The organism is Mycobacterium sp. (assembly GCF_032162105.1).
Lineage (GTDB): Bacteria > Actinomycetota > Actinomycetes > Mycobacteriales > Mycobacteriaceae > Mycobacterium.
This window is the reverse complement of the sequence record NZ_JAVRPS010000291.1, coordinates 1-14,304: the sequence shown is the minus strand read 5'-3', so window position 1 is coordinate 14,304 and position 14,304 is coordinate 1. Positions and strand designations below refer to the sequence as shown.

At 65.5% G+C, this 14,304-nt stretch carries 13 protein-coding genes and 1 pseudogene; 7 read left to right on the top strand and 7 right to left on the bottom strand.

The features are described 5' to 3' along the window. Nucleotides 1-582: HRDC domain-containing protein (locus QOC69_RS14975; RefSeq protein WP_526440809.1), on the top strand; the 582-nt coding region annotated here is incomplete at its 5' end. 6 nt (nucleotides 583-588) lie between these two features. On the opposite strand, the gene QOC69_RS14970 is transcribed toward QOC69_RS14975, so the two are convergent. The 3 genes from QOC69_RS14970 to QOC69_RS14960 form a co-directional block, all read right to left on the bottom strand. Then, the gene (locus QOC69_RS14970; protein ID WP_526440807.1) at nucleotides 589-1,503 is read right to left on the bottom strand and encodes an alpha/beta fold hydrolase; all 915 of its coding nucleotides are present in this window, start codon (nucleotides 1,501-1,503) and stop codon (nucleotides 589-591) included. Nucleotides 1,504-1,693: 190 nt separating this feature from the next. Beyond that, nucleotides 1,694-1,897 (bottom strand): hypothetical protein, encoded by a 204-nt coding sequence (locus QOC69_RS14965; protein WP_526440805.1) that lies wholly within the window; start codon nucleotides 1,895-1,897, stop codon nucleotides 1,694-1,696. Nucleotides 1,898-1,921: 24 nt separating this feature from the next. After that, a complete protein-coding gene (locus QOC69_RS14960; protein WP_526440803.1) occupies nucleotides 1,922-2,050 on the bottom strand; it encodes a zinc-binding dehydrogenase in 129 nt (42 codons plus the stop codon). A 184-nt stretch (nucleotides 2,051-2,234) separates the two neighbouring features. On the opposite strand from QOC69_RS14960, the gene QOC69_RS14955 reads away from it, so the two are divergent. From QOC69_RS14955 to QOC69_RS14935, 5 genes are all read left to right on the top strand, one after another. After that, nucleotides 2,235-3,860 carry a hypothetical protein gene (locus tag QOC69_RS14955; protein ID WP_526440801.1) on the top strand — a complete coding sequence of 542 codons (1,626 nt, stop codon included), beginning with the start codon at nucleotides 2,235-2,237 and terminating at the stop codon, nucleotides 3,858-3,860. Nucleotides 3,861-4,765: 905 nt separating this feature from the next. Then, entirely contained in the window at nucleotides 4,766-5,797 is a 1,032-nt protein-coding gene (locus QOC69_RS14950) for a sensor histidine kinase (RefSeq protein WP_526440812.1), read from the top strand. After that, on the top strand, nucleotides 5,794-6,462 hold the full coding sequence (locus tag QOC69_RS14945) for a response regulator transcription factor (protein ID WP_526440799.1): 669 nt from the start codon (nucleotides 5,794-5,796) through the stop codon (nucleotides 6,460-6,462). The genes QOC69_RS14950 and QOC69_RS14945 overlap by 4 nt, the downstream gene beginning before the upstream one ends. Nucleotides 6,463-6,708: 246 nt before the next feature. Further along, nucleotides 6,709-7,566 (top strand): formyltetrahydrofolate deformylase, encoded by an 858-nt coding sequence (purU, locus tag QOC69_RS14940; RefSeq protein ID WP_526440797.1) that lies wholly within the window; start codon nucleotides 6,709-6,711, stop codon nucleotides 7,564-7,566. Between the two features lie 13 nt (nucleotides 7,567-7,579). Beyond that, the gene (locus QOC69_RS14935) at nucleotides 7,580-8,476 is read left to right on the top strand and encodes a bifunctional methylenetetrahydrofolate dehydrogenase/methenyltetrahydrofolate cyclohydrolase (protein WP_526440795.1); all 897 of its coding nucleotides are present in this window, start codon (nucleotides 7,580-7,582) and stop codon (nucleotides 8,474-8,476) included. A 336-nt stretch (nucleotides 8,477-8,812) separates the two neighbouring features. Here the strand turns inward: QOC69_RS14935 and dxs are convergent, their stop codons facing one another. Both dxs and nhaA read right to left on the bottom strand, forming a co-directional pair. After that, the gene (gene dxs / locus QOC69_RS14930; RefSeq protein ID WP_526440793.1) at nucleotides 8,813-10,723 is read right to left on the bottom strand and encodes a 1-deoxy-D-xylulose-5-phosphate synthase; all 1,911 of its coding nucleotides are present in this window, start codon (nucleotides 10,721-10,723) and stop codon (nucleotides 8,813-8,815) included. 37 nt (nucleotides 10,724-10,760) lie between these two features. Beyond that, nucleotides 10,761-12,029 carry a Na+/H+ antiporter NhaA gene (gene nhaA / locus QOC69_RS14925; RefSeq protein ID WP_526440791.1) on the bottom strand — a complete coding sequence of 423 codons (1,269 nt, stop codon included), beginning with the start codon at nucleotides 12,027-12,029 and terminating at the stop codon, nucleotides 10,761-10,763. 86 nt (nucleotides 12,030-12,115) lie between these two features. Here nhaA and QOC69_RS14920 point away from each other — a divergent pair, with 86 nt between their 5' ends. After that, nucleotides 12,116-12,601: an Rv1443c family protein gene (locus QOC69_RS14920; RefSeq protein WP_526440789.1), complete on the top strand. Its 486-nt coding sequence runs from the start codon at nucleotides 12,116-12,118 to the stop codon at nucleotides 12,599-12,601. Here the strand turns inward: QOC69_RS14920 and QOC69_RS14915 are convergent. Together QOC69_RS14915 and QOC69_RS14910 are read right to left on the bottom strand one after the other, a co-directional pair. Beyond that, on the bottom strand, nucleotides 12,598-13,782 hold the full coding sequence (locus QOC69_RS14915) for a class I SAM-dependent RNA methyltransferase (protein ID WP_526440787.1): 1,185 nt from the start codon (nucleotides 13,780-13,782) through the stop codon (nucleotides 12,598-12,600). The genes QOC69_RS14920 and QOC69_RS14915 overlap by 4 nt on opposite strands. Beyond that, a pseudogene (locus QOC69_RS14910) lies at nucleotides 13,779-14,304 on the bottom strand (DNA-binding protein); the annotation flags it as partial. The pseudogene QOC69_RS14910 and the gene QOC69_RS14915, both read right to left, overlap by 4 nt.

Sequence of the window (14,304 nt, the reverse complement as noted above, 5' to 3'; positions counted from 1 at the left end):
GCCGTGCGGGAGCTGTGGACGACGCGCGACGACATCGCGCAGCGGCGCGACATCGCGCCAGGCCGCATCCTGCCCGACGCCGCGATCATCAACGCCGCGACCACGGACCCGGACACGGCGCCGAAGTTGACCGCGTTGCCGGTGTTCGGTGGCTCGCGTCAGCGCCGCAGCGCGCAGGTGTGGCTCGATGCGCTCGCCAGGGCCCGCACCACGGAGGATGTGCCGACGGTGTCCGAGCCGCAGACGGGGCCTCCGCCGGCGTCCCGCTGGGCCCGCCGCAAGCCCGAGGCGGCCGAACGGCTGGAGGCCGCGCGAACGGGTCTGACCGAACTGTCGCAACGGTTTTCGGTGCCGAGCGAGAACCTGTTGACGCCCGATACGGTGCGCAGGCTGTGCTGGGACTGGCAAGCCGCAGAGGACCAGGACGATACCGCCGCCGCCGTCGACGCGTTCCTGGCCGAGTTGGGCGCACGGCGCTGGCAGCGGAAGTTGACGGTGCCGGTGTTGACCGCCGCGCTGCTGTCCACGCCCGCCGAAGCGCCGGTGGACACGCCCGAGGACGCGCCCGCCGCCGAGGAGTAGACCCGGTCAGGCCCCGTTGACGCGGTCGACGTGGGCCAGGAAGTGGGTCAGCACCGCTTCGGGTGCCTCGATCTGCGGCCAGTGGGCGATGTCGTCGGCGAGCATCACCACGTCCGGGTCGGGAATGACCTCCCGATAGCGGTCGGCCATGTGCCTGCCCGAGTTCGGGTCGATCGGCCCGTCGATGAGTCGCATCGGAACCAGGGTCTCCCGCATCGCGCGTACCCAGCGATTGCGATGGAGGTACCGGTCGTTGACGAACCTGCCGACCTTGTGGGTTACCCGCGCACCGTCGTTGAAGTCCAGGATCTGGTGGAACTGGTCGAGCATGCGCGACGACGGCTTCGTGTTCGGCCCGAACATCTCGTCGAGCGTGCGGTCCATGACACGCCGCGGCAGTGGGCCACTCTGGAACCGGCTGGTGATGCCGCCCAACGGGGTTCGCGACAGCAGCTTCTGCAGCAGTCGGGGCGTGTAGGTCTCGTTGAACAGACCGCCGTTGAGCCAGGTGATCGACTCGATGACCGGTGCACCGTAGGCGTGGTCGCCGGCCTCGTATCGCGCCAGGAGCTCCTGGCCAACGGAGTCGCCGAGGTCGTGGGCGAGCACGTGGCAGGAATCGACCTTCAGATGGTGCAGCAGCGCCTCGTGCATGTCGGCGTGATCGTGCACCGTGTACTCGTACGGGACGGGTTTGTCCGAAAAGCCCATCCCGATCATGTCGGGGGCGATGACGGTGAACCGCTCGACCAGGGTGGGCCAGATCAGCGCCCAGTCGAACGAGCTGAACGGATATCCGTGGATCAGCAGCAGCACCGGGCCGTCCCCGAGCGCCCTGCCGTCGACCCGGTAGAAGATGTCGAAGCCCAGGTAGTCGAAGTACTGGCCGGCGGCCTTCCAACGTTCGAGTTCGGCGTCCATTCCGAGCAGCGTATGCGTCGGCTGGACCGGGAGCAGAGTGACCCACTCGGCGGGACGCTTGGGCCAAACCCGCGAGATCTCCATCTGGGGCGGTAGCGGTACCGGTGGTCCAGTGGTCACGTCCGTCGCGCACTGGGTGCTGTGTTGCGAACGGCTCAGCGACCCCGCAGCGGTGGTCTGATCGAATGGGTCAACTGGCGGACACAGTCACCATGACTTTGTCCCCTTGGCGTTGTGCCGCTGCATTGAACGCGCTGGCCACCTCCATCAGTGGGTGTCGATCGGTGACGAGCAGATCGAGATCGACACCATCGACGGCCATCGCGATAGCCCGCGAGTACGTGTCGTTCATCCGCCGCACCATGGCAAACGTCAACCCCTTGCGGCGGGCCACGGCCGCCGGAAACGACGACGCGTCCTACGACGGAATCCCGCCGAGCGCGATGCGACCACCCGGCCTGACGGCCGCGACCGCGATCTGGATGGCGGCGTCGGTTCCTGCAACCTCGATGACGACGTCGACGCCGCGGCCACCCGTCGCATCCATACCACGGGGGCGCCGCCTTCGGGCGTGAACACCGCATCAGCTCCGATGCGCAGGGCCGTGGTTCGCGATGTTCGAGGGGTTCGACGACGAACACTCGCGATGCGCCGCGCCGACGGGCCACCGGGCAAGCAAGCACGCCGATGGGTCCGGCGCCCACCACCAGCACGTCGGACCCAGTATGCACGTGACCGAGTCCGACCGCATGGATCGCGACGCCGAGCGGCCCGAGCAGGGCGCCGGCGTCGTCGCTGAGTCCGTCCGGGAGCGGGAACAGCAGGTGATCCGGCCCTCACGTCCACTGCGACAAATTGCGCAGCGGCCGTACCGCACGCCCAGCATGCCATCTCCAGCACCCAGCACGCAGTACGACAAATGTCCTAAGTGGCCTCCGCGAATCGACCTACTAGTCAGGTCAAAAGGCGATTTCGGATCGCCCGCCCTCGATTTAGCGTTGAGTAGACCGCTTTTACAGCACGAATACTGCACTGCCACAGTCGCACCGATGGAGTTGGAGACACAAATGGCATTCAACGTGGCCGCCATGAGAACACCGCCGCCCGTCTACGCGTGGAGTCGCTTCGGGGCGCCCGAGTACACCGACTGGTTCGACGAGAGCATGTCGTGGAAGGAGACGTGTTCCCTCGGGGACTGGTCATTCTTGTGGCAACACCGTTTCAGCGGCTCGGACGCCCTCAAGTTGCTTAGCGACTACTCAGTCAATAGCTTCGCGAAGTTCGCCATCGGACAGTCCAAACACGTCGTCCACACGAACACCAACGGCAAGATCATCCACGAGGGCATCGTCACGCGGTTCGGTGACGAGGATTTCATGGTCCACGGCCGTGGCGGTTTCTGGCTCAAGCACCAACTACAGGCCGGCAGTTACGACGCCGTGTGCACGGACGAGGACTGGTTCATCTTCCAAGTCGGGGGGCCCGCCTCATTGGGCGTGTTGGAGGAGCTCACTCAGACCGGCGCCGGGCTGCGCGATACCAAGTTCATGCACGTGGCGACAGTGCAGATCGCTGGCCACGATGTTTATGCGCTGCGACAAGGGATGTCAGGTGAGATCGGCTTCGAATTGCAAGGTCCACGGGCTCATGCCGACGAGGTGTACAACGCCGTCTTCAAAGCGGGCCGCGAGTTCGGGATGCGCCGGATAGGCGCCCGCGTCACGATGATCAACCACCTCGAGGCTTGCTTCCCAACGATCGCGACCGACTACATTCCTGCGATCTTCGACACCGACATGAGCGGATACCTCGACACGTTCCTGGCCTCCATGCCGTCCTATGCGCAGCCTGCGTACATCGCCGGCAGCTTCGACGCCAAGGACATCAGCAATTACTACCGCAGCCCCGTCGAGTTGGGCTGGTCCCGCAACATCAACTTCGATCACGATTTCTTGGGCAGGGAAGCACTGGAGGTCGAGAAGGCTGAACCGCTACGCGCCATCAGGACTCTCGTCTGGAACCCCGATGACGTCACGGATGTCTTCGCGAACCTGTTTCACAAAGGCGCCGAGTACCCGTTCATGGACATGCCCCGTGATCAACGAGGGTTCATGTGGGCAGACAAGGTGACCAGCGGCGACGGCGAACTCGTCGGTGTCACGACTTCGCGAGGGTATAGCTACTACTTCCGAAAAATGTTGTCGCTTGCGACAATCGATGTCGCTCATGCTGAAGTCGGTTCTGAACTGACGGTCCACTGGGGCTATCCGGACGGACCGCAGAAGGCCATTCGCGCGACCGTGGCACCGGCTCCTTACAAGCAGGACAACCGCCGGATGGACCTGCACTCGGCCTGACGCCTCAGACCATCGGGGACACTGCAATCAGTCTGCTCGGGCCACGACGGCGGTCGTCAGACGCGAGACGTCACAACCCCAGTCACCATTCCTCCGGCATCATTGGCGCACACGAGATCGCCACGACCCTTCTTTCCGAGCATCGATGGGCGTCCAGTCGCGACGGTGGCTAGCGTTCTCCCGCCGAGTGTGGTCACTACCTGTCCGATTCTTCAATCGGCGGCCGCCGCGGCGGTAAGTTTGCTTGTAGACACTCGAACGGCGAAACCGGAGCTCTATCCATAGTCATCGGGCATTGAGTTTCCTGCACCGGGTCACACCGAGCACCGGCCGCCGCGTGGTTGCGAATGGAGGTACGCATGTCAAAGCATTCGTCAGTCCACTCGTCTCATCCGTCTGCCGAGCCGGAGGCCGCCGGGGGCGGCGGTTGGCCGCCTGGGGACATCGTGAAGGCCATCGGCCTCGGTATCGCCATCGTCGGTTCACGCGGCACGATCGTGTGGGTCAACGCGACAGGTGCTGCGATGCTGGGCAGCGGTGAACGTGACCTCCTCGACACGGCGAGCCCGTTTTGCCTGACTGACAGTACAGACACTCTGGAGGAGCACAGGCTCGCCGGCGAACACATCGCATACGTCATGACTTCTGCGTCTCGGCAGGTTGCGCTCGCCTACCAAATTGGCCAATCAGTGCACGGCGGTTTCGTCGTAACGTTTCGCGACGTAACCGAGCACCTCCTTCACCAACAGCGCATCGCCGCCCTCGCGCGAACGGCTGCCAACATGGCGTCGGACGGATCGGTGAGTCAGATCCTCGGCGCGATGGCTCGAGAGATTCAGCAGTCCGACGGTGTCGCAGGCACGCAGATCATCACCGTGTCGCCCATGAGCAACGAGCTTCAAGTGATGGGCTCGGCCGGCTTCGCCGAAGTGGACAGTTTTTTCGACCTGCTGATGGCGTCACATCGGCGGGGAGCAACCCTGTTGACCTATCAGGCGATGGATCGCCGACAACAGATGGTGTTTCCACATCGAAAAGTGGCAATGCTCGGCGATCCACATTGGGAGCCGATGCATTCGTACATCTCACAGCTCAATTGGGACGACTTCGTCAGCACGCCGCTACTCGTCCGCGGCAAGGCATTGGGTGTCGTCAACGTGTATATCACCGCCAATCGCCGCGTCGGGCCGACGATGCTGAGTTTCTTCGCCGCGATGGCCGAGCAGGCAGCGCTGGCCGTAGACCGCGCCCTCCTGATCGAGCAGGACCGTATCCTGGTCAGGCGCGACGAACGCAAACGGCTCGCGCGTGATCTTCATGACTCGGTCGTCCAGCAAGTTTTTGCCATCGGCATGCAGGCGAGCGCACTGAAGTCGGTGAAGGATCGCGTGGTCGGGGAGCCATCGCGCATCATCGGTGAAATCTCCTCGGAGCTGGCAGATCTCAGCCAGGCCGTGCAACGGGACCTCCGGGGTGTCGTGTTGGCTCTCCAGCCGTCGACGGCGGCCGAACTCGGATTCGGGCCTGCGCTCAGCCTTCTCGCCGAAGGGGTGGCACGGCGCACGGGGGTCAAGATTCGATTGTCGATTGGCGACGGCTTACGCGAGAACGACCCCGAGTTCGTCGAGGACTTATACCAGATCGTCAGTGAGTCGATTCAGAATGCGGTGAAGCACGCCGGACCGGCGCACATCGACGTCGATGTGCGCCCATCGAAGAACGGTGTAGTGGACGTCGTCGTCGAAGACGACGGAAGCGGCCTGGGCCCGGGCACCGGCGCCCGCAGCGGCTACGGACTCACGTCCATGCGAGACCGGGTGCATCGATGGTCGGGTGCCCTGCACTTAGCCCCTCTCGGCGACGCCGCGGGCACGCGCGTGTCTGCCCACCTCGTTGCTCCCCCGCCGCAAGCCGACCAGTCGCGGCATCGCTCATGACGCGCGACGGGCAACGTGGGCCGATTCGGGTGCTGACCGTTGACGACCACGCGGTCGTTAGACGCGGGATCATGAGTTTCCTTGCCTCGATCGAGGACATCGACGCAATAGGTGAGGCGGTGGATGGCCACGAGGCTCTCGAGAAGCTCAGAGCGTTCGCCGCTCACGGCCAACTACCCGACGTGGTGCTGCTGGATCTAAAGATGCCGAGGATGGACGGCGTTCAGGCGGCACAAGAGATATCACGAAGATTCCCCTCAGTGAGGATCGTCGTCCTGACGAGTTTTGGCGAGATCGAACGCGTCCACGCCGCACTGGAGAACGGCGCCGCCGGATACCTGCTCAAAGATGCCGACCCGTCCGAAGTGGAAGCCGCGATCCGTGCGTCGATACGCGACGAAGTCTTTCTCGATCCCGCTGTCGCACGTCAGCTCACCCACCAGATGGTGACTCCTGCATTGGGTTTGGGTTCATTGAGCATCCGCGAACGAGATGTCCTAGCCTTGGTCGGACGCGGCTTGTCCAATAGAGACATTGCGAACGAGCTCTCCATCAGTGAACGTACCGCACGTACCCACGTCAGCAACCTTCTGGCCAAGTTGCACTTGACTTCTCGGACGCAGGCCGCGTTGTTGGCGGTGCGGGAGGGACTCGTCCAGCCTTGAATAGACCCGGCTCTGCTGGCTCAGGGTCTGGCCTCTCGCCATCGGCCGCGGATGACATCGGCGCTACGTCGAATGTCGCATGACGCACTAGCTGTATTCACACCCGAAAAGCAGTCATTAGTGCCTGGGCGCTGGGCCGCTCCGCAGCTAACTTTGTAGTGCGTGAACTAAACCCCGACCCCGTTCGGACATTGCCGCAAACGTCGTACTGCGGCAGGCCGCACTCCGCCCTGAAAGCTTGAGATGATGCCCTCTTCGTACACGGTGAAATTCACGTGTCCTGATAAGCCCGGGATCGTCAGCCGGGTAACGGCTGCGCTGGTCCGCATCGGGGCGAACATCCTCGACGCCCAACAGTTCAACGACACACTGAACAACCAGTTCTTCTGCCGCATCGAGTTCGAGGTCCCGAGCGGCGTCAACGGGACACAGGTCTCGGAGAAACTGGAGGAAAGCCTTACCCCGCTTTCCTCCCGCTGGTCGATGACGAGCCAGTCCGATCGCATGCGGGTGCTGCTCATGTCATCCAAGAGCGACCACTGTCTGGTCGACCTGCTCTACCGATGGCGCAACGGTGACCTCCCCATGGACGTCGTTGGTGTGGTTTCCAACCATCCGAAAGATGCCTATGCCCACATCGACTTCAGTGACATACCGTTTCACTACCTGCCCGTGACCGCTCAGACGAAGGGCGAGCAGGAGGCCAAACTCATTGGCATCATCGAAGAACACGGTGTTCAGCTGGTCGTCCTCGCCCGATACATGCAAATCTTGTCAGACGATCTCACCAGGTACCTCGATGGTCGCTGCATCAACATTCACCACTCCTTCCTTCCGGGATTCAAGGGAGCCAAGCCGTATCACCAAGCGCACGCGCGTGGCGTCAAGCTCATTGGAGCCACTGCGCATTACGTCACCGCCGACCTCGACGAAGGACCGATCATCGTTCAGGATGTGGAGCCGGTCAGCCATCGGGATACCCCGGAACGGCTAATTCGCAAGGGGCGAGACATCGAGCAACGAGTGCTGGCCCGTGCGGTATCCCATCACCTCCACGGGCGCGTGCTCGTCAATGGCAGCACGACCGTGGTGTTTCCCGAATGACTGGTGACCTTTGATGTCTTTGATCGCTGGCGATACCGGTCGGTTGCCGCTGTCGCAGACTTATGTTCTCGACGGTAAATACACTGCGAGGGCAATCAAGGACGAGTTACGCGTCCGCGTAAATGCTCTGTGCAATAAAGGTATTCGGCCCGGATTGGGCACGGTGTTGGTCGGACAGGATCCTGGAAGCGTTTCCTACGTCAACGGGAAGCACCGGGACTGCGCGGATGTCGGCATCGAGTCGATCTCGGTAGAGTTGCCCGACGACGCCACCGAGGCGGACGTGCTGCGCGCGGTGCATGACTTGAACTCGAATCCCGACTGCACCGGCTTCATCGTGCAGCTCCCGCTGCCCAAGCCCATTCACCGAGGTGTGGTCCTCGAGGGTATCGATCCCGCGAAGGATGCGGACGGCCTTCATCCGATCAATCTGGGCAGGCTGGTGCTCGGCGATCCCGGCATTCTGCCGTGTACCCCGCGCGGCATCGTCGAAATGCTTCGCCGATACTGCATTCCGTTGACGGGATCTGATGTCGTCGTCCTAGGGTGTGGAGTGACAGTCGGCCGACCGCTCGGACTCTTGCTCACCCGAAGTACCGAAAGCGCCACTGTCACCCTGTGTCACGAGGAGACCAAGGATATCGGCACCCACATTTCTCGCGCCGACATCGTCATCGCGGCAGCCGGTTCCGCATCATTGGTCCGGGCGCAGGACTTGCGACCCGGCGCCGTCGTTCTCGACGTAGGCATCACACGAACTGAGGCGGGGTTGGTCGGTGACGTCGCAGCGGACGTCGTTGGGACGGCAGGCTGGTTCGCGCCAATGCCGGGTGGAATCGGACCTATGACTCGCGCCATGCTCCTGACAAACATCGTCGAGGCTGCTGAACAGCAGTGCCGGTGCCTTTGAGCCTTAGTGACACAAGCGGGGATGCGTGGATCAGGGGAACTCTTCTACGTACCGCCCGGCGAAACGAAGAAACGAAAGAACCACGGGCCGCAATAGGTGCTCAGGTCCGGCGTCGTTGCGCACATCGTGCCGTCGAGCTCGACATAGCTTCTCGGGGGACGAGCTTGAATGCTCTGCCCTTGTGAACCTTGAGCGCGACCATCAGATCGTAGACGATGCTGCCAGATTCGGCTTGCCGGACTGCTCGCCATCGCCCACTCCGCCAGCCTAACAACGCAGGTCGGACCGCCTATGCGCACCAACCGCTGACCGGGACACGCCGTTGCGGCGCGGCGGCTAGTCGATCCGGTTGCCGACGGTCTCGGCGTCCGAGCTGCCCAGCGCCGCCACCCATCCGGTGATCTGGCGGGCGACGTGCTGGTCGGTCAGACCGACCTCGGCGAGCACCTCACCGCGCGACGCATGCGCCTGGAACTCCTGGGGCAGTCCGACGTCGCGGCACGGCACGTCGATCTCGGCATGACGCAACGCGCCCGACACCGCCGACCCGACACCGCCGTGCACGCCGTTGTCCTCGACGGTGACGACCACCTTGTGCGCGGTCGCGAGCTCGCCCATCACGTCGGGCACGGGCAGCACCCACCGCGGGTCGACCACGGTGACGCCGATGCCCTGCTTCTGCAGCCGTTCGGCCACCGACAGCGCCATCGAGGCGAACGGTCCGACCGCCACCAACAACACGTCGGCCGAAAGACCGTCGGCGGGTACGGCCAGCACGTCGACACCCGAGCGGCGTTCGACGGCCGGGATGTCCTCGCCCACATCGCCCTTCGGGAACCGGATCGCGGTGGGCCCGGTGTTGACGGCGAGCGCCTCACCGAGTTCCTCGCGCAGCCGGGCGGCGTCGCGCGGGGCGGCGACCCGCATGCCGGGCACGATGCCGAGGATCGACAGATCCCAGACCCCGTTGTGGCTGGCGCCGTCGGGCCCGGTGACACCGGCACGATCGAGCACCATGGTGACGGGCAGCTCGTGCAGCGCGACGTCCATCATGATCTGGTCGAACGCCCGGTTCAGGAACGTCGAGTAGATCGCCACCACCGGGTGCATGCCGCCCATCGCCAGCCCGGCGGCCGACGTCATGGCGTGCTGCTCGGCGATGCCGACGTCGAAGAAGCGGTCGGGAAACCGCTGGCGGAACGCGCTCAACCCGGTGGGCCCGGGCATCGCGGCGGTGATCGCGACGATGTCGCGGCGCTTGGCCGCACGCTTGATCAGCTCGTCGGAGAACACCGACGTCCAGCCGGGCGCCGCCACCGACGTGGAGAGTCCGGTGTGCGGATCGATCACTCCGGTGGAGTGCATCTGCTCGGCTTCGTCGGCCTCCGCGGGGCCGTAGCCCATGCCCTTCTGGGTCGCGACGTGCACGATGACGGGCGCGTTGAAGCCGCGGGCGTTGCGCAGCGCGACCTCGACGGCGTGCTCGTCGTGGCCGTCGATGGGGCCGACGTACTTCAGGCCGAGATCGGTGAACATCACCTGCGGCGCAAGCGCGTCCTTGATGCCCGCCTTGACGCTGTGCATGCACTGGTAGCAGAGCTCACCGATGAGCGGCACGCCGCGGACGGTGTCGCGGCCCCGCTCCAGCAGCTTCTCGTAACCGGGTTGCAGACGCAGGCCCGCGAGGTGGTCGGCGAAGCCGCCGATGGTCGGGGCGTAGCTGCGTCCGTTGTCGTTCACGACGATGACCACCGGCCTGCCGGAGGCGGCGATGTTGTTCAGTGCTTCCCAGCACATGCCGCCGGTCAGCGCGCCATCACCGACGACCGCGACCACGTGACGGTTGCGGTGTCCGCTCAGCTCGAAGGCCTTGGCAAGGCCGTCGGCGTAGGACAGCGCGGAGCTGGCGTGGCTGGACTCGACCCAGTCGTGCTCGCTCTCGCTGCGCGCCGGGTAGCCCGAAAGGCCACCCTTCTTGCGCAGGTTGTCGAAATCCGGGCAGCGGCCCGTGAGCATCTTGTGCACGTAGGACTGGTGGCCCGTATCGAAGATGATCGGGTCGTACGGCGAGTCGAACACCCGGTGCAGCGCGAGCGTCAACTCGACGACACCGAGATTGGGGCCAAGGTGCCCACCGGTGGCAGCGACCTTGTGGATCAGGAATTCGCGGATCTCGCAGGCCAGATCGCTCAGCTGCGACTGCGACAGGTGCTGCAGATCAGCGGGGCCGCGGATCTGTTCGAGCATTTGGTTAGTTTACCCACGGGTAGTCAGGACAGTCGTGTCAAGGCCGATAGATGTCGGGCACGCCGTCGTGGTCGGCGTCGGTGGTCTCCAGGGTGTGGATGCGGCGGTAGACGGCGTTGCGGCTGACCAGGACCACCGCGGCCAGCGCACCGGCGACCACGGATCCGGTCAGCACCCCGATCTTGGCGTCGGCACCCGTTAGCGTTCCGTAACCGAACGCCAGCTCGCCGATCAGCAGGGACACGGTGAACCCGATGCCTGCCAGCAGCGCCACGCCCAGCACGTCGCGCCAGGCAAGGTCGTCGTCGAGCGACGCCCCGGTGAACCGGGCCAGCAGGAACGTCGTGATGAAGACACCGAGCGGCTTGCCCACCACCAACGCGGCGAACACGCCAACCGTGACCGGATGCAGCAGCGACGACCCAAGGCCGTGCCACCCCCCGACCGTGACTCCGGCGGCGAAGAACGCGAACACGGGCACCGCCACCCCGGCGGACAGCGGCCGCAGCCGATGCTCGAAGTGTTCGGCCACCGAATGCCGACCGAGCACCGGCACCGCGAAGCCGAGCAGCACCCCGGCCACCGTCGCGTGCACCCCGCTGGCGTGCACCAGCGCCCACGTGGCCACCGCCAGCGGGACCAGCAGCCACCACCGCGTCACGCCGCGCTGCACGGACAACGCGAACAGGCCCGCAGGAAGCAGCGCAAGGGCCAGCGGCCCCAGCGCCAGATGATCGGTGTAGAAGACGGCGATGACGGTGATCGCCAGTAGGTCGTCGACCACGGCGAGGGTGAGCAGGAACGTGCGCAGCGCGGTCGGCAGGTGGGTCGACAGCACCGCCAGCACGGCCAGCGCGAACGCGATGTCGGTGGCGATGGGCACCGCCCAGCCGTCGAGGTTCTCGGGGTGGCCCGCGGCCAGGTTGGTCCCGACGTAGATGGCGGCGGGCACGATCATCCCGCCAACGGCCGCGGCGATCGGCAGGGCGGCGCGCGCGGGGTCGCGCAGGTCGCCGGCGACGAACTCGCGCTTGAGTTCCAGTCCCACCACGAAGAAGAAGATCGCCAGCAGTCCGTCGGCGGCCCACGACGCGAGGGAGAGCTTCAGGTGCAAGGCCTCTGGGCCGAACGCGAACTCCGACACGTCGCGGTAGACGTTCGACCACGGGGAGTTCGCCCACACCAGTGCCGCCGCGCCGGCGATCAGCAGCAGCACCCCGCCGACGGTCTCGCTGCGCAGAATCGCGGCGAGCCGGTTGGCCTCCGGCCAGGAGCCGCGGCTGAGCAGTCGCAGACCGGTCGGCATTGACGGAAGTCTAGTGATTCGGGCCGCCGCGGAGGACCCACGACGTAGACCCCACCGGCGCGAGTTCCTCGAATACGGTGATCGGTATGCGGCCGAAGGGCGACCCGACGGTCATCGAGCGGCAGAGCGTGGTGGACGCGGCCGCCGACCGGGTGTGGCAACGCGTGGTCACCCCTGAGGGGATCAACGACGAACTACGCCCGTGGATGACGATGTCGATGCCGCGCGGGGCGGAATCGATGACGGTCGACAACGTCCCGATCGGTGTCTCGATCGGCAAGTCCTGGCTGCGCCTGTTCGGCGTGTTGCCCTTCGACTACGACCGGCTCACCATCGCCGATCTGCAGCAGGGACGTGCCTTTCTCGAGGAATCGACGATGCTCAGCATGCGCCGATGGCAACACGAACGCAGCGTTACACCCGATGGCAGCACCAAAGCCGTTGTCCACGATCGCATTACCTTCCAGCTGCGGGCCGGGCTCGGACTCGCCACGCCCCTCATCGCGGCAGGCATCAATGCGCTGTTCGGGCACCGGCATCGGCGGCTGCAACGCCACTTCGCCGCGCGTTAGCGCGTGAGCACCGCGACGCACTCGACGTGGTGGGTCAACGGAAACGAGTCGAACACCCGCAGCTCCTCGACCGCGTACCCGTGACCCCGGTAGAGACCGACGTCGCGCGCGAAGGATGCTGCCTCGCAGCCGATGTGGATGATCCGCGGCACGCCGGCGGCGGCCAGCAGGTCGATGACCTCGCGGCCTGCGCCGGTCCGCGGCGGATCGAGCACGGCGACGTCGGCGCGGCCGGGCCGCCCGGTCAACACGCGTCGCACGGATTCGGTGACCACCGACACCTGACCGAGGTCCGCCAGTGCGGCACGGGCCGCTCGCGAAGAACCCCGCGACGTGTCGACGGTCGTCACGTGCCCCGCGTCTCCGACCGACTCTGCCAGTACCGCCGCGAAAACCCCTGCCCCACCGTACAAGTCCCACGCCGACATGCCCGGGCTCAACTCGGCCCACTCGGCGATCAACCCGCTGTACACCCGGGCGGCGTCGCGATGCGCCTGCCAGAACGCGGTGACGGGCACCTGCCACACCCGTTGGCCCACCCGCTGCGTGGCTTCGTAGCTGCCCTCCACCACCTGGGTCGGCGCCTTGCTCGCCCGACCGGGACCCGACTGCACGACGTGGCGCTGGCCCTCGTCGTCGAGCGCGACGTGCAGCTCCGCCCCTGGCGGCCAACGCGATCCATCCAGACCGGCAAGCATGCCGACCGGCAGCTGGGCGCACGCGAGATCGATGACGAGATCCGCACTGTGATAGCGGTGATAACCCGCGTGACCCTCGCCGTTGGTGTCCAGTCGCACCCGTGTGCGCCACCCCGTCGCGCCCGCGGAGCCGACCTCCTCGGCCACCCCCGACCAGTCGTACCCACCGAGCCTGCCGAGTTGGTTGCCGACCACGTCGCCCTTGATGCGTCGCGCCGCCTCCGGTGTCACGAACGCCAGATCACAACACCCCGCACCGTCCACGCCCGCGATCGGGCACAGCGAATCGACCCGGTCGGGTGACGCCTCGAGTACCTCGACGACCTCGGCATGCCAATGGCTTCCGCGCTCGCCGGTCACCCGCGCCAGGACCACCTCGCCGGGCAGCGCGTACCGCACGAACACCACTCGTCCGTCGTGGCGTGCCACGCAGCTTCCGCCGTTCGCGGGCGGGCCCGCGGTCAGCTCTAGATAGTCCGTCAATCGAGGAAGCCTCTGCGGGCATCGCCCGGCGCGGACTGCGGCTGCAGGTTCTTCAACCTGTCCGACGAACTCAACTGCCATGGCACGGACGTCACCATCACCTGGGGCTCGAACAGCAGCCTGCCCTTGAGCCGCAACGCACTTTGGTTGTGCAGCACCTGTTCCCACCAGTGCCCGACGACGTACTCGGGGATGAACACCGTCACCACCGTGCGCCGCGACTCCTTGGTGATCCGTTTGACGTAATCCAGCAGCGGCCGGGTGATGTCACGGTACGGCGACGCGATCACCTTCAGGGGAACGGTGACGGCCTCGCTGTCCTCCCACTTGCTCTGCAGCTCACGGGCTTCCCTGTCGTCGACGCTGACGTGGATGGCCTCCAGCACGTCGGGGCGGGTGGCCTTGGCGTATGCGAGCGCGCGCAGCGTCGGCAGGTGCAGGTTGGACACCAGCACGATCGCGTGGTTGCGGCTGGGCAGCACCACGTCGCCCTCATCGGCCTCCTGGGTCTCGAGTTCCTGG

Bases quoted from the DNA above. Each gene is read 5' to 3' on its own strand.
- QOC69_RS14950 (WP_526440812.1), top strand. From the start codon at position 4,766: ATGGGCTCGGCCGGCTTCGCCGAAGTGGACAGTTTTTTCGACCTGCTG.
- dxs (WP_526440793.1), bottom strand. From the start codon at position 10,723: ATGCTCGAACAGATCCGCGGCCCCGCTGATCTGCAGCACCTGTCGCAG.
- nhaA (WP_526440791.1), bottom strand. From the start codon at position 12,029: ATGCCGACCGGTCTGCGACTGCTCAGCCGCGGCTCCTGGCCGGAGGCC.
- QOC69_RS14945 (WP_526440799.1), top strand. From the start codon at position 5,794: ATGACGCGCGACGGGCAACGTGGGCCGATTCGGGTGCTGACCGTTGAC.
- purU (WP_526440797.1), top strand. From the start codon at position 6,709: ATGCCCTCTTCGTACACGGTGAAATTCACGTGTCCTGATAAGCCCGGG.
- QOC69_RS14935 (WP_526440795.1), top strand. From the start codon at position 7,580: ATGTCTTTGATCGCTGGCGATACCGGTCGGTTGCCGCTGTCGCAGACT.
- QOC69_RS14960 (WP_526440803.1), bottom strand. From the start codon at position 2,050: ATGGATGCGACGGGTGGCCGCGGCGTCGACGTCGTCATCGAGGTTGCA.
- QOC69_RS14920 (WP_526440789.1), top strand. From the start codon at position 12,116: ATGCGGCCGAAGGGCGACCCGACGGTCATCGAGCGGCAGAGCGTGGTG.
- QOC69_RS14970 (WP_526440807.1), bottom strand. From the start codon at position 1,503: ATGGACGCCGAACTCGAACGTTGGAAGGCCGCCGGCCAGTACTTCGAC.